This is a genomic window from Streptomyces sp. NBC_01460 (genome assembly GCF_036227405.1).
GTDB lineage: Bacteria > Actinomycetota > Actinomycetes > Streptomycetales > Streptomycetaceae > Streptomyces.
Map to the genome: position 1 here is coordinate 589,736 of NZ_CP109473.1, position 17,648 is coordinate 607,383.

Below are 17,648 nucleotides of genomic sequence, written 5' to 3' on the forward strand. Positions count from 1 at the left end.
GCGCTCCGGGCCGCGACCGCCGGGGACGAGTCGTTCCCGGCGGTCGCGGCCCGCCGGGAACGGTTGACCTGAAGTGCGCGTCACCGTGTTGACTTCCCTTCGAGCCCGGACGACCGGGCCGAAGGGGAGGACCGCCCTCTCCTGCACGGATGCGGGCTGCGCAAGGGGCCGTACGCGGACCATCGGCCCGCTCACCTCTCCGGGGTGGTGCGAGCACTCTGTCGGCACCTCCTGCCCGGCCGCCCACGCCGCCGGCCGCCGGAACCCTGCGTTCGCCGCGCGCCCCGAACGCCTCCTGGCTCGACGGGGACGACGAGGTGAGACGGAACGAGCGTCAGCAGGCGACGGCGATGTTGATCAGTGGGCCACACCCGGACGTGCTGCCCGCGGCGATGAGGTCGATGCCGGCAAGGAATTGCCCGCGGTCGTCGTGGTCGAGCCCACGGTCCGCGACCGCCCGGGCGCAGGGGTACTCCTGCGGCACTGGGCTGTCGCCATCGGGCCGTCACGGCGTCCGTGGAGGCCTCGTGCTCGGTTTCCGGGCCGAGGCTGGACGCGCGGGCACGATTCGCGACGTGCTGGCCGGCGGCGCCGAGGGTGTGGTGCAACAGGGCGGAAGTCGCGACCAGGAGCTCCCTCCTGCCCGCCACATACCGGTAGAGCGCACCGGGACCGGTGGCACGGCACGCACTCAGCGCCCGGAAGGTCGGCCCGCTCCCGCCCTCCTTGTCCGGAAGACCGGTGGCGGCTTCGATCATCTGCTCGCGGGACAGAGGGCTGAGGCGCCGCTCGGGCCACTTATGCGTCCGTCGTGCCACCTCTTCATTTTGACACGACTGGAATGCTGTTCCACACTCGTAATGGAACGACATTCCAGTGACCGGCCGGGCCCAGGCGCCCCGCCACGCAAGCAGGAGGAGATGACCATGGCACTGCAGGACCAGCCCACTTACCTCATCAAGATGCGCGCCAAGCCGGGACTCGGCGACACGCTGCTCGCACTGGCTACCGCCGGGATGGAGAAGTCGGGGTCCTCCGACCGCTTCATCATGGTCCGCGAGGACGCCGACCCTGACGTGCTGTGGAACATGGAGGTCTTCCGCAGCCGGGAGGCGAAGGACGCCTACGAGAACAGCCCCCTCGCCGATGAGCTCCGCGACGAAATCATCGGCCTTCTCGCCGAGCCGCCCCTGCGGATCGAGGTCCACCCCTACTCCGCCCTGCCCGCCGACCCGGCCTGAGCGCGGCAGGACGCCCGGCGTTCCCGGCGGGAAGCCGCGCCGGCAGCGCCCCACGGGAGCAGCTCCTGGACGAGGTGACTGCCGGCGAGGAACGGTTCATGGCCGCCGCGATCGGGCAGCCGCACCGCGGCCGTACGCACCGGGCGAGGCCGAACCGCTTCCAGCGTGCCGCGCCGCGCCTATGCGCTCCCCGTGGAGCACATAGGCGCGTCCTAGTCACCACGCCGGCCAGATCGACCCTTACGGAACACCGCTCCCATTGAATATGGAACATCGTTCCACCCAGTTTGGAAGGAACCACGATGACGACACCCATCGCGATCGTCGGCGCAGGCCTCGGCGGCCTCACCCTCGCCCGCGTCCTGCACGTCCACGGCATCCCCGCGGCGGTCTACGAGGCCGACGCCTCGGCCGCGACCCGCACGCAGGGCGGCCAGCTCGACATCCACGAGGACGACGGCCAGCACGCGCTCGCCGACGCCGGACTGACCGAGGAGTTCCACGCGATCATCCACCAGGGCGCCGACGCGGCGCGCGTACTGGACCCGAACGGCGAACTGCTGCTCGACGTGCCGGGCGACTCGACGACGCGCCCCGAGGTGCTGCGCGGCGACCTGCGCCGGATCCTGCTCGACTCCCTGCCCGAGGGCACGGTCCGGTGGGGAAGCAAGGTCTCCGGCGTCCGCCCGCTGGGCGAGGGTCGGCACGAGCTGGCCTTCACCGACGGCTCGACCGTGACCACAGACCTCCTCGTCGGCGCCGACGGAGCCTGGTCCAAGATCAGGCCGCTGCTGTCCGACGCCACGCCCGAGTACGTCGGCACGACGTTCGTCGAGACGTATCTCCACGACGTCGACGAGCGTCACACCGCGACAGCCGAGGCCGTCGGCGCCGGCGCGATGTACGCGCTGACCCCGGGCAAGGGGATCGTCGCGCACCGCGAGGCGGGCAACGTCCTGCACACCTACGTCGAGCTGACCCGGTCCGCCGAGTGGATCGCCGACATCGACTTCACCGACGCGGCCGCCGCGAGCGCCCGGGTCGCGGCCGAGTTCGACGGATGGGCCCCCCACCTCACCGCGCTGATCACCGAAGGCGAGACCGCCCCGGTCGCCCGCATGATCCACACGCTCCCCACCGGCCACCGCTGGGACCGCGTACCCGGCGTGACCCTCCTGGGCGACGCCGCACACCTGATGCCGCCGTCCGGCGACGGCGCCAACCTGGCGATGTTCGACGGTGCCGAACTCGCCAAGGCGATCGCAGCCCACCCCGGGGACACCGAGGCCGCTCTCATCGCCTACGAGAAGGAACTGTTCCCCCGCAGTGACACCTTCTACGCCGACGCGCACGACACGCTGGAGCTGGTCCTGGGCGACCGCACACCGTTCGGATTCATCGACCTCTTCCGGAACGGACCCCAGGAGCAGTCCTGACCCACCCCGCTGATCGGCTCGAGCGTGATATCGCCGTCGGGCGGGTCTTCACCGCGACTGCGCCTTCATGCGTCTCCGGCTCCGGGGGCCGGTGGCGCGGGCGGTCGCTCGATGGTGAACGTGCGGGTGACCGGATCGACCCGGGCCGGCAGCACCGTCCCCGACGTGGCGCCGCCGAACCGGTACTTCGGGACCTCGTTGCCGCACTCGAAGGGTTCGAAACCGGGACCGCTGACACGCATCAGGAGCCGGACCTGGTGGTAGTCGTCGTTGGTCGGCGGGGCAGAGGCAACGGCCAGAACCAGGGCGGTCGCGTCGACGCCCCGGGCGGCGAGCTGGAGCGTGGCCCGCCGTTCCGTGCGGGCGAAGAGCAGGGTGGACAACCCCATGCAGGCGATGAACGCGGCGGCCAGGGCGAGGCCGACACCGGCCCACATCCACCCGGTGCTGGTCTCATCCAGTTCGGCGACGGTGCGGACGCCGACATAGACACAGGCCCCTCCGGCGCCGAGGAACAGGACCGCGCCCACGGTGCACGCGATTGCTGTGATCACCGGGCCCTTGGGGTCCAGCAGGACGGGTTCATGGGCGCGGGCGATGGCCATCGTCGCACCCTAGCCAAGATGACGGAGTGTGCGCAGGTGTGCGGGCCGGTCGCCACGCGTTCGGGGAGCGCCTGGCCCCGCACTCTGCGGCCCGAACCGGCCCGGAAATCGATGCCGTTACGGTCACGTCCGGTGGGGCGCGGCGTACGGCCCGAACTCCTGCCTCGTCGAGTGCCCCTCGTGCGCCCGTGCCCACAGGACAGCGCAACGGGCCCTCACCGGACGGCAGTCCGGTGAGGGCCCCGCAGCGTGGGGCAGGGGGCGATGTCAGTCGGTGAGGGCGTCCTTGATCTTTTCCTTGGCCTGGCGGGCGTCGCCCTTGGCCTGGTCGGCCCGGCCCTCGGCGGTGAGGCGCTCGTTACCGACGGTGCGGCCGGCAGCCTCCTTGACCTTGCCCTTGCCCTGCTCGGTCTTGGCCTGAGTCTTCTCGTCGGCAGCCATGTCACTCACACCTTGCGTCACTCGACATTGGGAACATCCACCGCCTGACCCTTTTCGCTTCGTTCAAACAGATCACTCACCCCCGATGTCGGCATAAGAAATGCGTAAACGCCGGGCGTGGAACACAATGACCCGGCGTGGACGGAGGAAGCGGCGGGGAACGACCACTTCTGGTGCACGTGGCCCGATGATGCGCGAGGGGACATCGGCGCCGGTCCGGTGGTCACGTGCCGCGTCGGGACCCGGTGACACGCACCGGCCCCGGCAGCCTCACGGTTCGGGGCCATGCCCCGGAGCGCGCAGCTGCCCTGAGGTATCAGTCCTGAAGGAGGCGTCACGACGATGGCCGACGATCCCGCTCCCGGTGCGGAGCCCCTGCTCTTCGAACGTACCGAAGGGCTCGATGCATGGCTGGACGGGCACCACGCGAGCGCGTCCAGCCTGTGGCTGAGGGTCGCGAAGAAGGGCTCGGGCGTCGAGACCGTCACCGCGTCCGAGATCATCGACACCGCCCTCTGCTACGGGTGGATCGACGGGCAGCGCAAGTCCCTGGACGCGACGTACTACCTCCAGCGGATCTCACCCCGCCGGCCCGGCAGCCCCTGGTCCCTCATCAACGTACGGAAGGTGGAGGCCCTGACGGCGGCGGGCCGGATGCGGGAGCCGGGGCTCGCCGAGGTGCGGGCCGCGCGCGAGGACGGGCGGTGGGAGACGGCGTACCCCTCGCAGAAGGAGGCCACCGTGCCCGCGGACCTCGCCGCCGCGCTGGCCGCCGCACCCCCGGCCGCCGAACGGTTCGAGCGGCTGGGCAGGACGGACCGGTACCTCGTGATCCTCCAGCTCCTGAAGGCGAGGACTCCCGGGCTCAGGGCGGCCCGCCTGGAACGCGTGGTGGCGAAGCTCGTTTCGGGCGAGAAGGTCCCCTGACCTCTGCCGCCGAGTCCCAGTCGGCGCTGAAGGTCCCGACCTCTGCCGCCGTCGCTCAGTCGGTGCGGATGCCGAGGAGTTCGGGCTTCGTGGCCAGCGAGGCGAACCGCCCGGCGGGGTCGGCGATCAGCCTGCGGGCCGTCAGGTCGAGGATGCCGCCCACCCCGGTGATCTCCGCGGCCACCGCGCCGTCCTCCTTGACGATCTGCTGCCGGACCCCGAAGGTCTTCCCCGTGCCGTAGGAGAGGTCGCAGCCGACCCGCACCCGGTCCCCGCCGCGCAGTTCCCGCAGGTACTTCACCGTCACCTCCAGCTGCACCGGCCCGATCCCGTGGGCGAGCAGCTTCTCCTGGGCTACGCCGGCCTCCCGCAGCAGCTCCCACCTGGCGTGTTCCGCGTACTGGAGGTAGACCGCCTGATTGAGGTGGCCCTGGGTGTCCAGCTCGTACCCGCGCACCGTGACATCGACGAAGTAGGTCATGCCTGCGGAACGCCCTCGCGCCTTCCCCCATTCCTCTCCGATCACGGTGTGCGCAGCCCCTTTACGGGCCTGTCATGCGCAGGTAACTTCCTCGATGCAAGAGATTGCAGCAAGGTTCTGACAGGAGTTGCTGTCAGGGCACACTGCTCGCCCGAACCCCGAGGCGCGTCCGGGTTCTCCGGCGGGATCCTCGCGGCCGCTCGCTGAGCGGTCGTGCTGTCGGCAGTCGCGGTCCACCCGCCCGCGGCCCTCCCCTGGAGACACACGAATGAGACGCACCCCTGTCCGGCTGCTCGGACGCCCCGCGGCGGCAGCCGTCGCGGCGACGGTGATGCTGGGTCTCCTGACCCCGGCACCCGGAGCCTCCGGCGCGGAATCGGCCGCCCCCGCGGCCTCCTCCGCCTCCACGGCCACCGTCTTCTACTACACCAAGACCAAGAACTGGTCCTCGTACAGACTCCATTACGCGCCCGACGGCGGATCCTGGACCACCGCGCCCGGTGTGGTCATGGAGGCCGCCTGCACGGACTGGGTGAAGCAGACCGTCAGCCTGGGCAGCGCCTCCGGCCTGGCCGCGACGTTCAACAACGGCTCCGGGGTCTGGGACAACAACGCCGGGAAGAACTACGCGCTGGGCACCGGTTCCGTCACCGTCAAGGACGGCGTGGTGGCCCACAGCGACCCCTGCGCGGATGCCGGGACGGAACCCGAGGCGGGCAACACGGCCTCGGTCTACTACTCGACCTCCACCGTCGGCTGGACGACCACCAATCTGCACTACCAGCCGACGGGCGGCGCCTGGACCACCGTGCCAGGTGTGGGCATGGAGCCCGCCTGCACCGGCTGGGTGAAGAAGTCGGTCGATCTCGGCACCGCCACCTCCATGCTGGCCACCTTCAACAACGGCAACGGCGTCTGGGACAACAACAACGGGAGCAACTACACCGTCCCCGCCGGTCTCACCACGGTGAAGGACAAGAAGGTCACCGGCGGCGCCAAGGACCCCTGCGCGGCTGAGACCCCTGACACCCAGGCCCCCACCGCCCCGGCGAAGGTGTCGGCGAGCGCGGACGGGGTTTCCGTCGTGGTGACCTGGGAACCGTCCACCGACGACCGCGGTGTGACGACGTACCAGGTGACGCGGACCGGCGGCACCGAGGGAACGCTGGTCAGCGACGTCGGCTCCACGGTGTTCTCGGACACCGGCCTGGAGGCGAAGACGGCCTACAGCTACACCGTCAGGGCCGTCGACGCCGCCGGGAACGTCTCCACGGCCTCCGCCGCTGCCACCACGACCACCGGGGAGAAGCCGACCGCCCCGGCCTCCGGGAAGCCGCTGGGCACCGACCCCCGCAAGGACCCGATCTACTTCGTCCTCACCGCCCGCTTCAACGACGGTGACACCACGAACAACCGGGGCGGCAGCCAGCACACCAAGTCGGGCAACGCGGCCAACGACGACCCCATGTTCCGGGGCGACTTCAAGGGCCTGGTCGAGAAGCTCGACTACATCAAGGGCCTCGGCATGTCGGCCGTCTGGATCACCCCCGTGGTCCTGAACCGGTCCGACTACGACTACCACGGCTACCACGGCTACGACTTCTACGAGGTCGACTCCCGGCTCGAGTCGGCGGGTGCCTCCTACCAGGACCTCATCGACGCGGCCCACGCCAAGGGCATGAAGATCTACCAGGACGTCGTGTACAACCACTCCTCGCGCTGGGGCGCCAAGGGCCTGTTCACCCCGAAGACGTACGGGGTCCGCGACGCCCAGTGGAGCTGGTACTACGACGAGAGGAACGACGGCTTCGAGTACGACGGACTGAGCGTCGAGACCAAGTCGGGGAAGTCGTACTACAACGGCGACCTCTGGTCCACGGCCGAACCCTCGGGCAACACCTGCGTCAACTGGGGAACCCCCACCCAGTACACCTCCCCGGAGGGCTACCGGATCTACAACTGCCAGTGGCCCGACCCGACTTCGGGCATGTTCCCCAAGGCGTACTACCACAACTGCTGGATCGGCAACTGGGAGGGCGAGGACTCCCGTTCGTGCTGGCTGCACGACGACCTCGCCGACTTCAACACCGAGAGCGCGCCCGTGCAGAACTACCTGATCGGCGCCTACGACAAGTACATCGACATGGGCGTGGACGGCTTCCGCGTGGACACCGCCGTGCACATCCCCCGCACCACCTGGAACCGCCGTTTCCTCCCGGCCATCCAGGAGCGCGTCACCCAGCGGTTCGGCGCCGAGGCAGCGAAGAACTTCTTCGTCTTCGGTGAGGTCGCCGCCTTCGTCAACGACAAGTGGAACCGCGGCTCGGTCAACCACTCCGCGCAGTTCTACACCTGGAAGGAACGCAAGGAGTACGGCGCGGACGACGGGAAGGCCGCCCTGGAGATGTACGACTACGAGCAGCAGCAGGGCACCGGCTCCCAGCCGACCTCCACCAACGCCTTCCTGAACGGCAACAGCTACCACGCGCCCGACCACAGCAGGTTCTCCGGGATGAACGTCATCGACATGCGCATGCACATGAACTTCGGTGACGCGAACAACGCCTACAACAACGGCAAGGACTCGGACGACAGTTACAACGACGCCACCTACAACGTCGTGTACGTCGACAGCCACGACTACGGCCCCAACAAGAGCAGCGAGCGGTACGCCGGCGGCACGGACGCCTGGGCCGAGAACATGTCCCTGATGTGGACCTTCCGGGGCATCCCCACGCTGTACTACGGCTCCGAGGTCGAGTTCCAGGCCGGCAAGAAGATCGACTGCGGACCCACCTGCCCGCTGGCGACGACCGGCCGGGCCTACTTCGGGGACCACCTCGTCGGCACGGTGAAGGCGTCGGACTTTGGCACGGTCTCCTCCGCGTCCGGCGCGGTCGCCGACACGCTGGCCGAGCCGCTGGTCAAGCACGTGCAGCGGCTCAACCAGATCCGCCGGGCGGTGCCCGCCCTGCAGATGGGGCAGTACTCGACCGAGGGCATCACCGGCTCGATGGCGTACAAGCGCCGCTACACCGACACCGTGAGCGGTACGGACAGCTTCGCGCTGGTGACGGTCACGGGCGGCGCCACGTACACAGGTATCCCCAACGGCACCTACAAGGACGCCGTCACCGGTGACACCCAGGTCGTGACGGGCGGAACGCTGGCCGTCCCCGCGCCGGGCAAGGGCAATCTGCGGGTGTACGTCCTGGACCTGGGCGGAAGGAACGCGACCCCGGGGAAGATCGGTACGGCGGGCCCGTACCTGAAGTGACCCGCGGCGCGGCCGGCCACGCTCCCGGGCGTGTCCGGCCGCATCCGCCGGGCCTCACCTGCCGCCGTCGACGCGGCGCAGGGTCCGCAGGAGGTACTCCTTGCGGTTCAGCGGATCACGGTCGGTCCTGGACCGGTGCGGGACAGGACCGTCGACCGGCCGGTAGTCCGCGAACGCGGACTCCAGCACCCCTTCCCCGCGCGTCATCCCCGGCAGCAGTTGCTGGAGCTCATGGACGCGGGCGGCCGGGACCACCCCCTCCACGGTGCAGGCGCCGCCCTCCGTCACCGGGGGCTCCGGAACGGCGTGCAGCCGCGCGAGGACCGGCACCAGCGGACCGAGCGTGTCGGCCGGGAGCTCGGCACGGAAGCGGTGCACGGGTTCGTACACCGTCGTCCCGGCCCGCCTCAGCGCCTCCATCAGCACCAGCGGGGTCAGATTCCGGAAGTCGCCCGCCGTGCTCGACATGCTCTTGTCGAACACCGCGTGCGCATGGCTCTGCCGGGGCCAGTATCCGGAATGGGTCAGGGTGACCGTGCAGTCGGTGACCCGCCATCCGTGAATTCCCTGGGAGAGCGTTTCCGTCGCGGTGTCCTCCACCGCCCGCATCAGGGAGTACGGCATGGATCCCAGCTCCACCTCCCGGCGGAATTCCACCCCGCTGCCGAATGCGGCGGGCTCCACCCGCAGACCGACGGTGGCGAGAAAGGGATTCGGCTCGACGTCGATGAATTCGACGGCCGCGCCCGTTCCTGCGGGCCGCTCCAGACAGATGGTCGTCGTCTCCCGGAAGCCGACCTCGATCCCGTACTCGTCCGCGAGCGTCGCCTGGATGACCTCCTTCTGCACCTCGCCGTAGAGCGACAGGGAGACCTCCTGCCGGACCTCGTCACGGCGTACACCGATCAGCGGGTCCTGCTCCGCCAGGTGTCCGAGGGCGATGTGCAGCGCTCCCCTGTCCTCACGCCGGCACGGGGTGACGACGGTCTCCAGGGTGGGCGGGGCGAAGTGGGACCTGGCCGGCCGCCCGGCCGCGTTCCCGATGGTGTCGCCGATCCGGACGGTGTGGAGACCGCGCAGCCTGCCGATCCGGCCCGCCGGGAGCGCGTCGCCGCGGACGTCGGTCCCGTTGTCGAAGACGGTGATGGCGGAGATCTTGCCCTCACGGCCCTCCTGATCGCCGTCGCCCAGCAGCCGGACGCGTTCCCGGGTGCGTACCTGTCCGGAGAACATCCGGGCGTACGCGATCTTCTCCCCCGCCGGGCCGCGCTCGACCTTGAACACCGTCCCCGAGGCCGGGCCTTCGACACCCAGGCCGGACACGGGCAGGAACTCGGCTACGGCGGCGGTCAGTTCGGCCACACCGGCGCCGGTGGCGGCCGATCCGAAGTACACGGGGTGCACCAGTGCCCGGCGGGTCTGCGCCGCCAGCCGCTCGCGCAGCCGGCCGTACGGAACACCCGCCGCGCCGTCGACGTACGCGGCCAGGAGGTCGTCGTCGTGGGTGGTGAGCAGGTCCGTCAGCGCGGTGACGAAGGCGGGGTCCCCGGCGGTGAAGGCCCGCGTGCGGGCCCTCCTGGTCCCCGCGTCGCCGACCGAGCCCATGGCGACGACCGAGGGCGACAGCCGTCGGGCGAGGTCGGCCAGGACCCCGTCGCACCGTGCGCCCCGGCGGTCCGTCTTGTTCACGAACACGAGCGTGGGGATCCGCAGGCGGCGCAGCGCCCGCATGAGGATGCGGGTCTGGGCCTGGACGCCCTCCACGGCCGAGACGACGAGCACCGCGCCGTCGAGCACGCCGAGGACCCGTTCCACCTCGGCGATGAAGTCGGGATGGCCCGGGGTGTCGATCAGATTGACCGTGACGCCGTCGACGGCGAAGGACACCACGGCGGACTTGATGGTGATGCCGCGCTGCCGCTCCAGGGCGAGGGAGTCGGTCTGCGTGCTGCCGTCGTCGACCCTGCCGACGGTGTCGATGACGCCGGCGTTGTGGAGCAGCCGCTCGGTCAGGCTCGTCTTACCGGCGTCGACATGCGCCAGAATTCCCAGGTTCAATGTGTGCACTGAGCTTCAGGTCCTCGAGATAGGGGTGAATTCCTGTCTGGGTGGACTCAGAAGCTCGGCGCATGAAGATCTCCCGGGTTGATCAGCTGGTGCCGGAATTACAGCAGGCCGTCGCGCCGGAGGGCAATCGATTAATTCCGGAGGTGCGGGAAACGGAGTTCGGTACGGCTGTGCGCGGTCTCGCCGGGGCGGAGCACCGGGCTGGGCAGGTCCGGCCGGTTGGGTGAGTCGGGAAGGTGCTGGGTCTCCAGGCAGACGGCGCCGTGCCGTTCGTGGCGGCGGCCGGTGGCATCGGTGAACGAGCCGTCGAGCTGGTTGGCGGTGTACACCTGGATGCCGGGCTCCGTCGTCCAGACCTCCAGGACGCGGACCGCGTCCGGGGCGGTGAGCCGTGCGGCGCGGCGCAGGGCGCCGCCGGAGTCACGCAGGACCCAGCAGTGGTCGAAGCCGCCCGCCGCGCGCAGCTGGTCGTCCTCCTCGCCGAGGCAGTCCGCCAGGACGCGGGGTCCGGTGAGGTCGAACGGGGTCCCCCGGACATCCGCCGGAGGACCGAGGGGGATGCCGTCGTCGTCGACCGGCAGATAGGCGTCGGCGTCGACCTCCAGGCGGTGGCCGCGGATGTCGCCGCTGCCGGCCAGCTCGAAGTAGGCGTGGTTGGTGAGGTTGACGACGGTCGGGCGGTCGGTGACCGAGGTGTACTCGACGGCCAGGGTTCCCTCCGTGTCGAGGGTGTACGTGACCGTGGCGTCCAGGCCCCCGGGGAAGCCCATGTCGCCGTCCGGGCTGTGCAGGGTGAGCCGGACGGACGCGCTGTCGCCGGTCCGGTCCGCCTCGGCCTCCCACACCTTGGTGTGGAAGCCGTCCGGGCCTCCGTGCAGGGCGTGGCCGCGGTCGTTGGCGGGGATGTGGTGCTCGGTCCCGTCCAGGACGAAGCGGCCGTGCGCGATGCGGTTGGCGTAGCGGCCGACGACGGCCCCGAAGTAGGGGTGCTTCGCCGTGTAGTCGTCGAGGGTCTCGAGGGACCGTACGACGGAGGCGGTCGCGCCGGCGGTGTCGGGCACGGTGAGGCTGTGCAGCGACGCGCCGTAGGTCAGGATCTCGGCACGGACGCCCGTGCCGCTGTCGAGGGTCCACAGGTCGGTCGGGATCCCGTGGGTGGAGCCGAAGGGGGTGCGGTGCACGGTGGGGCGCGGCATCAGAGGTCCTCGGTGTGGCCGGAGTCGGGCCCGGGGGTGGTGGATTCGCGGACGACGAGGCGGTAGCCCGGGCGTGGCCTGCGTGGTTCGGCGACGGGTGCGCCGGCGAGCTGTTCGACGAGGCTGTCGACGGCGAGGCGTGCGATGGCCTCTTTGTCGGGGGCGATGGTGGTGAGGGTGGTGGTCGTGTAGCGGCTCTCCTCGATGTCGTCGAAGCCGACGACGGCGACGTCGTCCGGGATCCGCAGGCCGCGTTCGGTGAGGGTCCGCATCGCCCCGATGGCGATGAGGTCGTTGTACGCGAACACCGCGTCGGGCCGGTCCTCACGGTCCAGGAGCCGCGCCATGCCGGCGGCCCCGTCCTCGCGGCCGTAGCCGTCGGTGACCACGACGAGGGATTCGTCGGGGGTGATGCCGGAGGCCGCGAGCTCCTCGCGCCAGCCCCGCAGGCGCAGATGGGCGGGCTGGCGTTCCTGCCCCGTGCGCGATCCGAGGAAGGCGATGCGCCGGTTGCCCTGGCCGACGAGGTGGCGCACGGCCGCACGGGCCGCCGCCACGTTGTCGATGGCGATGTGGTCGTAGGGCGCCTCGTACTCGCGCTCGCCCAGCAGGACCAGCGGCGCCGTCTCGGTGCGCGCCATGAGGTCCTCGGTCTCCAGGTGGATCGGGCTGAGGATGAGGCCGTCGATCACGTGGGAACGGAAGCCCTGGCTGACCAGGAGCTCCTTCTCCCTGAGGCCGGCGGTGTGGTCGACCAGGACGGTGTAGTCGTGCCGGGCGGCCGCGTCGATGACCGCTCCGGCCAGCTCGGCGAAGTAGGGGTTGCCGAATTCGGGGACGGCGAGGGCGATGATGCCCGTGCGGCCCTTGCGCAGGTGACGGGCGGTGAGGTTCGGCCGGTAGCCGAGCTCGTCGATCGCCTTCTGCACCTTGGCGCGCATGGCCGGTGTGACGTGCTGGTAGTTGTTCACCACGTTCGACACGGTCTTGATGGACACGCCTGCCCGTTGTGCAACGTCCTTGAGGCTGACGCCCACGGCACTCCTTGGTTCGGCTCGGCTCGGCTCGGTTCAGAGGTCCGGCCCGGTGCGGCCGGCTCGTCGTCAGGTGCTTCTGCGACTGCGCGCGAGATAGCGCTGGGCCACCACGACAACGATAAGGAAGCCGCCGCTCACCACCGACTGGTACGAGGAGTTGAGCGAGCCGATCTGGTTGATCAGGTTCTGGATGACGGCCAGCAGCAGCACGCCCCAGAGGGTTCCGCTGATGGATCCGGCGCCTCCGACGAGGAGCGTGCCGCCGATGACGACGGCGGAGATCGCGTCGAGTTCCATCCCCACGCCGACGATCGTGACGCCGGAGGACAGCCTGGCGGCGTTCAGGGCGCCGGCGAGACCGGCGAGGAGGCCGCTGAGCGTGTAGACGAGGATCTTCGTCCGGGCGACGGGGAGGCCCATGAGGGTCGCCGCGTCACTGCTGCCGCCCACGGCGAAGAGCGTCTGTCCGAACGAGGTGCGCTGCAGGACGAGCCCGCCGGCCCCGAAGAGCACCAGGGCGATGAGGATCGGGTGTCCGAAGCCCCAGACACTGCCCTGGCCGAGCTCGCCGAAGGCGGAGTCCTTGGGCACGAGGTAGGTGGTGGCGCCCTCGTCGGTGAGCGAGAGCAGCAGGCCGCGGGCGCCCAGCAGGGTGGCGAGGGTGACGATGAAGGGGGCCATGTTCCCCCGGGCGATGAGGAGCCCGTTGAGCAGGCCGATCCCGCCGCACACCACGAGGGGGAGCAGCAGCGCCGCGAGGAAGCCGTACTGCGAGGCCCAGGCCGCGAGGACCCCGCCGAGGGCGAAGACCGATCCGACGGACAGGTCGATGCCGCCGGTGATGATGACCATCGTCATGCCGAGCGCGACCACGGCGAGGAAGGACGCCTGGATGGTGACACCGCGGGCGTTGTCCAGCGACGCGAAGGTCGGGTAGATGAACGAGGCGGCGATCACGACGGCCAGCAGGACCGCGAGGACGCCCTGGCGTTGCAGGAGTTCGGCGGCGCGCTGCCGGCCGGTCTGCTCGGGGCCGGCGGCCGGGCGGGCCGCGGGCGTTTTCGTCGGCTCCGGGGCCGGGGCGACGGTGACGGGCTTGGTTTCGTTCATCGGGACCGACGCTCCCGGGCGACGTAGACGGCGGCGATGATGATGGCCGCCTGGGCGATCTGTGCGGTGGAGTCGGGCAGGTCGTGCTTGACGAGGGTGGCCCGCAGGAGCTGCATGAGCAGGGCGCCCGCGACGGTGCCGAGCACCCGGACGGATCCCCCGTTGAGGGGGGTGCCGCCGACCACGACCGCCGTGATGGCGGAGAGTTCCATGAGGGTGCCGAGCGAGGACGGGTCGCTCGCGGTGAGCCGGGCCGTGGCGAGGATGCCGGCGAGCGCGGCGAGCACACCGCAGAGCACGTACACGCCGATGAGGACGCGCTTGACGGGCAGTCCGGCGAGCGCGGCGGCGGAGCGGTTGCCGCCCACGGCCACGATCTGGCGGCCGAAGGTGGTGCGCTGCACCAGGAAGGCGACGGCGACGGCGAGGACTCCGGCGATCCACACGACCAGCGGGACACCGAGGAAGGAGCCGGTGCCCAGCGACAGCAGGTCGGGGTTGACGATCTGCTTGAGCTGGCCGTCGGCCATGACCAGGGCGAGCCCCCGGCCACCCACGAAGAGGGCGAGCGTGGCCACGATGGGCTGGAGCCCCACGAGTGAGACGAGGGCGCCGTTGACGGCTCCGACGACCGCGCCGGCCAGGAGCGAGACGACGAGCGCGGGTACGAGTCCGTAGCCGAGGTACAGCGGGAGGAACGCGGCGGCGAGCGCCATGGTCGAGCCGACGGACAGGTCGACGCCCTCGGTCCCGATGACCAGGGCCATGCCCAGGGCGACGATGACGATGGGGGCGACCTGGACGAGCTGGGTGCGGAAGTTGTCGGCGGTCATGAAGTGTTCGGTGAACAGCGCGTTGAAGAGCAGCACCACCGCCACGGCGACGTACACGCCGTACCGCTGGTACCAGGCGGGGTCACGCAGCCGGGCCAGGGGGCTCGTGGGGGTGCGGGGCTGGTCGCTCTTGGTGGGCGGGGCCACGGCGGTGTCGGTCATCGGGGGTCCTCCTGGGCGGCCGGGTCCCTGTCCGGCTCCGGTGCGTGGTCGGCGAGCACTTCGAGCAGCCGGTCCTCGGCCACGTCGTCGCCCGACAGCTCGCCCGCGACCGCTCCGCCCCGCAGGACGACGATCCGGTCGGCGCCTTCGATGAGCTCCTCGATGTCGGAGGAGATGAGCAGGACGGCGAGGCCCTCGCGGGCGAGGTCGTCGATGAGGCTCTGCACCTCGGCCTTGGCCCCGACGTCGATGCCCCGGGTGGGTTCGTCGAGCAGGAGGACCTTGGGCTCCAGGCAGAGCCAGCGGGCCAGCAGCACCTTCTGCTGGTTGCCGCCGGAGAGTTCCCCGACCTTCTGCTCGGGGCTCGACGCCTTGATCCGCAGGCGCTTCATGAAGATGTCGACGATGCGGTCCTGCTTGGCGCGCGAGACGACTCCGGCCCTGGAGAGGCGGGGCATGGCGGCCAGCACGATGTTCTCGCGGACCGAGAGGCCGGGCACGATGCCTTCGGCCTTGCGGTCCTCGGGCAGCAGGCTGATGCCGGCCCGGATCGCGGCGGCCGGGGTGAGGCGCTTCAGGGTGGTGCCGTCGACGGTGAGTTCGCCCGCGTCCAGGGGCAGCGCACCGGACAGGGCCTTCGCCGTCTCGCTGCGGCCGGAGCCGAGGAGACCGCCGAGGCCGAGCACCTCTCCCGCGTACAGGGACACGGATATGTCGTGGAGCTGGAGCCGGCTGGAGAGGCCGGTCGCGGTGAGGACGGGCGTACGGGCGGCCTCGTGTCCCTCCGCGGCGAAGTTGGTGACGCCGGAGCGCCGCACCTCGGAGAGGTCGCGGCCGAGCATCATGGACACGAGCTGCATCCGGTCGAGATCGGCGAGGTCGCCGGTGTGGATGTGGCGGCCGTCGCGCAGCACGGTGACCCGGTCGCAGATCCGGTAGAGCTCGTCCATGCGGTGGCTGACGTAGAGGACGGCGATGCCCTGGCCGCGCAGGCGTTCGATGACGCGGAAGAGGGTCTCCACCTCACGCGGTTCGAGCGAGGAGGTGGGCTCGTCCATGATGACGACCTGGGCGTTGACGGAGACCGCACGCGCGAGGGCGACCATCTGCTGGGTGCCGATGCCGAGGGTGTGCAGGGGGCGGCGGGGGTCCACGCGTACGCCGAAGCCGTCGAGCAGCTCGGCGGTCTCCCGGTGCATACGGCCGAAGTCGATGAGGCCGAAGCGGTTGCGGGGCTCGCGGCCCAGGAAGATGTTCCGCGCCACGCTCATCAGCGGGACGAGGTTGACCTCCTGGTAGATGGTGGAGATTCCGGCCTGCTGCGCCTCGAACGGCCGGGCGAACCGGACGGGTTCACCCGTCATCCGCAGTTCGCCCCCGTCCGGCCGGTACACACCGGTCAGCACCTTGATGAGGGTGGACTTGCCCGCGCCGTTCTCCCCGACCAGGGCGTGGGTCTCCCCCGCGCGCAGGGAGAAGCTGACGTCGTCGAGGGCGACGACGCCGGGGAACCGTTTGCTCACCGAGCGGGCTTCGAGCACGGCGGAGGCCGTCGGCACGGCCGCCTCCGGTGCCTGAGGTACTGCTTCGGGTGGTGCCATGGGTGTTCTTGGCCTTCCGCTGTCCAAGGAGGAGGGCCCGGGGGCCGCCGTGGCCCGGTGAGGGTGCCGCGGCGGCCGGGGCCGTTGGGTTCAGGAGCGGATCAGTACGCCCCGCCGAGCGATGCCTTGGCGTTGGTCTCGTCGTAGGCGCGGTCGCTGATGATGACGTTCTCGGGGATCTCCTCGCCGCCGTAGAACTTCTGGGCGGTCGCGAAGGCCAGCGGTCCGAAGCGCGGGTTGGACTCGATGACGGCGTTGTACTCGCCGTTGACCAGGGCCTGCACGGCGTTGCGGGTGCCGTCGACCGAGACGATCTTGACGTCCTTGCCGGGCTTCTTGCCGGCGGCCTTCAGCGCGGTGACGGCGCCGAGGCCCATCTCGTCGTTCTCGGCGTAGACGGCGGTGATGTCGGGCTTGGACTGGATCAACTGCTCCATGACCTGCTGGCCCTTGTCACGGGCGAACTCGCCGGTCTGCTGGGCGACGATCTCGATGCCGGGGGCCTCGGCCTTGATCTGGTCGACGAAGCCCTTGGTCCGGTCGGTGGTCACGTTGTTGCCGGAGGCACCGAGCAGGATCGCGACCTTGCCCTTGCCGTCGGTCGCCTTGATCATCGCGTCGGCGGCCCGCTTGCCCTGCTCGACGAAGTCGGAGCCGAGGAAGGCCACGTAGTCCTTGCAGGCCTCGGAGTTGACCTTGCGGTCGATGGTGAGGACGGGCACCTTCTTCGCCGCCGCGGCCTTGAGCGCCGGCTCCAGGCCGTCGGAGTTCAGCGGGGCGATGATGAGGAACTGGGCACCCTGCGACAGCATGTCCTGGATGTCGCTGATCTGCTTGGAGAGCTGCGACTGCGCGTTGGTGGTGAGCAGCTTCTTGACGCCGACCTTGGCGGCCTCGTCCTTGATGGACTGGGTCTCCGCGATACGGAACGGGTTGGCCTCCTTCTCCGACTGGGAGAAGCCGACCACCGCGTCCTTGAGGTCGATCTTGGGCGCGCCGTAGGTCTGCAGCGAGCAGCCGGGGCCGGAGGCGGCCTCGGGGGACTTGGCCGCCTGTGCGCCCTGGCTGCTGTCACCGCCCGCGTTGTCCGAGGTCTCCGACTTCGAGCAGCCGGAAACGGCCAGCGTGGCGGTGGCGGCGAGCAGGCAGGCCGCTGCGAGGGTACGGGATCGACGCTGGGTCATCATGCGCGGGACGCTCCTTGGCGAGGTGACGGCACGCCGTTCGGCGTGCG

Annotated in this window: 14 protein-coding genes; 4 read left to right on the forward strand and 10 right to left on the reverse strand. The window is 70.4% G+C overall.

The window, feature by feature from the left end:
- Nucleotides 1-926: 926 nt before the first annotated feature.
- Nucleotides 927-1,241, forward strand: a complete 315-nt coding sequence (locus OG488_RS02710; protein ID WP_329225534.1) for a putative quinol monooxygenase — start codon at nt 927-929, stop codon at nt 1,239-1,241.
- A gap of 302 nt (nt 1,242-1,543) precedes the next feature.
- Nucleotides 1,544-2,677 (forward strand): FAD-dependent oxidoreductase, encoded by a 1,134-nt coding sequence (locus OG488_RS02715; protein ID WP_329225536.1) that lies wholly within the window; start codon nt 1,544-1,546, stop codon nt 2,675-2,677.
- 65 nt (nt 2,678-2,742) lie between these two features.
- Here the strand turns inward: OG488_RS02715 and OG488_RS02720 are convergent, their stop codons facing one another.
- Together OG488_RS02720 and OG488_RS02725 are read right to left on the reverse strand one after the other, a co-directional pair.
- Nucleotides 2,743-3,282 (reverse strand): hypothetical protein, encoded by a 540-nt coding sequence (locus OG488_RS02720; RefSeq protein WP_329225538.1) that lies wholly within the window; start codon nt 3,280-3,282, stop codon nt 2,743-2,745.
- 267 nt (nt 3,283-3,549) lie between these two features.
- Entirely contained in the window at nt 3,550-3,723 is a 174-nt protein-coding gene (locus tag OG488_RS02725; protein ID WP_329225540.1) for a CsbD family protein, read from the reverse strand.
- Between the two features lie 342 nt (nt 3,724-4,065).
- Between OG488_RS02725 and OG488_RS02730 the strand changes: the two genes are divergently transcribed.
- Entirely contained in the window at nt 4,066-4,650 is a 585-nt protein-coding gene (locus OG488_RS02730; RefSeq protein WP_329225542.1) for a YdeI/OmpD-associated family protein, read from the forward strand.
- A gap of 55 nt (nt 4,651-4,705) precedes the next feature.
- Here the strand turns inward: OG488_RS02730 and OG488_RS02735 are convergent, their stop codons facing one another.
- Nucleotides 4,706-5,131, reverse strand: coding sequence for an acyl-CoA thioesterase (locus OG488_RS02735; RefSeq protein WP_329225544.1), 426 nt, complete (start codon nt 5,129-5,131; stop codon nt 4,706-4,708).
- A gap of 268 nt (nt 5,132-5,399) precedes the next feature.
- Here OG488_RS02735 and OG488_RS02740 point away from each other — a divergent pair, with 268 nt between their 5' ends.
- Nucleotides 5,400-8,408, forward strand: a complete 3,009-nt coding sequence (locus OG488_RS02740; RefSeq protein ID WP_329225546.1) for a carbohydrate binding domain-containing protein — start codon at nt 5,400-5,402, stop codon at nt 8,406-8,408.
- Between the two features lie 54 nt (nt 8,409-8,462).
- On the opposite strand, the gene OG488_RS02745 is transcribed toward OG488_RS02740, so the two are convergent.
- From OG488_RS02745 to OG488_RS02775, 7 genes are all read right to left on the reverse strand, one after another.
- A complete protein-coding gene (locus OG488_RS02745) occupies nt 8,463-10,475 on the reverse strand; it encodes a translation factor GTPase family protein (protein WP_329225548.1) in 2,013 nt (670 codons plus the stop codon).
- A 131-nt stretch (nt 10,476-10,606) separates the two neighbouring features.
- Nucleotides 10,607-11,671, reverse strand: a complete 1,065-nt coding sequence (locus tag OG488_RS02750; RefSeq protein WP_329225550.1) for an aldose epimerase family protein — start codon at nt 11,669-11,671, stop codon at nt 10,607-10,609.
- On the reverse strand, nt 11,671-12,708 hold the full coding sequence (locus OG488_RS02755) for a LacI family DNA-binding transcriptional regulator (protein ID WP_329225552.1): 1,038 nt from the start codon (nt 12,706-12,708) through the stop codon (nt 11,671-11,673). The genes OG488_RS02750 and OG488_RS02755 overlap by 1 nt, the downstream gene beginning before the upstream one ends.
- A gap of 66 nt (nt 12,709-12,774) precedes the next feature.
- The gene (locus tag OG488_RS02760; RefSeq protein ID WP_329225554.1) at nt 12,775-13,818 is read right to left on the reverse strand and encodes an ABC transporter permease; all 1,044 of its coding nucleotides are present in this window, start codon (nt 13,816-13,818) and stop codon (nt 12,775-12,777) included.
- On the reverse strand, nt 13,815-14,813 hold the full coding sequence (locus OG488_RS02765) for an ABC transporter permease (protein ID WP_329225557.1): 999 nt from the start codon (nt 14,811-14,813) through the stop codon (nt 13,815-13,817). Before OG488_RS02765 ends, OG488_RS02760 begins: the two co-directional genes overlap by 4 nt.
- The gene (locus OG488_RS02770) at nt 14,810-16,414 is read right to left on the reverse strand and encodes a sugar ABC transporter ATP-binding protein (protein WP_329225559.1); all 1,605 of its coding nucleotides are present in this window, start codon (nt 16,412-16,414) and stop codon (nt 14,810-14,812) included. The genes OG488_RS02765 and OG488_RS02770 overlap by 4 nt, the downstream gene beginning before the upstream one ends.
- A 101-nt stretch (nt 16,415-16,515) precedes the next feature.
- Nucleotides 16,516-17,601 carry an ABC transporter substrate-binding protein gene (locus tag OG488_RS02775; RefSeq protein ID WP_329225561.1) on the reverse strand — a complete coding sequence of 362 codons (1,086 nt, stop codon included), beginning with the start codon at nt 17,599-17,601 and terminating at the stop codon, nt 16,516-16,518.
- Between the last annotated feature and the right edge of the window lie 47 nt (nt 17,602-17,648).

Coding starts and splice junctions, on each gene's coding strand:
- OG488_RS02710 (WP_329225534.1), top strand. CDS start 927: ATGGCACTGCAGGACCAGCCCACTTACCTCATCAAGATGCGCGCCAAG.
- OG488_RS02715 (WP_329225536.1), top strand. CDS start 1,544: ATGACGACACCCATCGCGATCGTCGGCGCAGGCCTCGGCGGCCTCACC.
- OG488_RS02720 (WP_329225538.1), bottom strand. CDS start 3,282: ATGGCCATCGCCCGCGCCCATGAACCCGTCCTGCTGGACCCCAAGGGC.
- OG488_RS02725 (WP_329225540.1), bottom strand. CDS start 3,723: ATGGCTGCCGACGAGAAGACTCAGGCCAAGACCGAGCAGGGCAAGGGC.
- OG488_RS02730 (WP_329225542.1), top strand. CDS start 4,066: ATGGCCGACGATCCCGCTCCCGGTGCGGAGCCCCTGCTCTTCGAACGT.
- OG488_RS02735 (WP_329225544.1), bottom strand. CDS start 5,131: ATGACCTACTTCGTCGATGTCACGGTGCGCGGGTACGAGCTGGACACC.
- OG488_RS02740 (WP_329225546.1), top strand. CDS start 5,400: ATGAGACGCACCCCTGTCCGGCTGCTCGGACGCCCCGCGGCGGCAGCC.
- OG488_RS02750 (WP_329225550.1), bottom strand. CDS start 11,671: ATGCCGCGCCCCACCGTGCACCGCACCCCCTTCGGCTCCACCCACGGG.
- OG488_RS02760 (WP_329225554.1), bottom strand. CDS start 13,818: ATGAACGAAACCAAGCCCGTCACCGTCGCCCCGGCCCCGGAGCCGACG.
- OG488_RS02765 (WP_329225557.1), bottom strand. CDS start 14,813: ATGACCGACACCGCCGTGGCCCCGCCCACCAAGAGCGACCAGCCCCGC.
- OG488_RS02770 (WP_329225559.1), bottom strand. CDS start 16,414: ATGGCACCACCCGAAGCAGTACCTCAGGCACCGGAGGCGGCCGTGCCG.
- OG488_RS02775 (WP_329225561.1), bottom strand. CDS start 17,601: ATGATGACCCAGCGTCGATCCCGTACCCTCGCAGCGGCCTGCCTGCTC.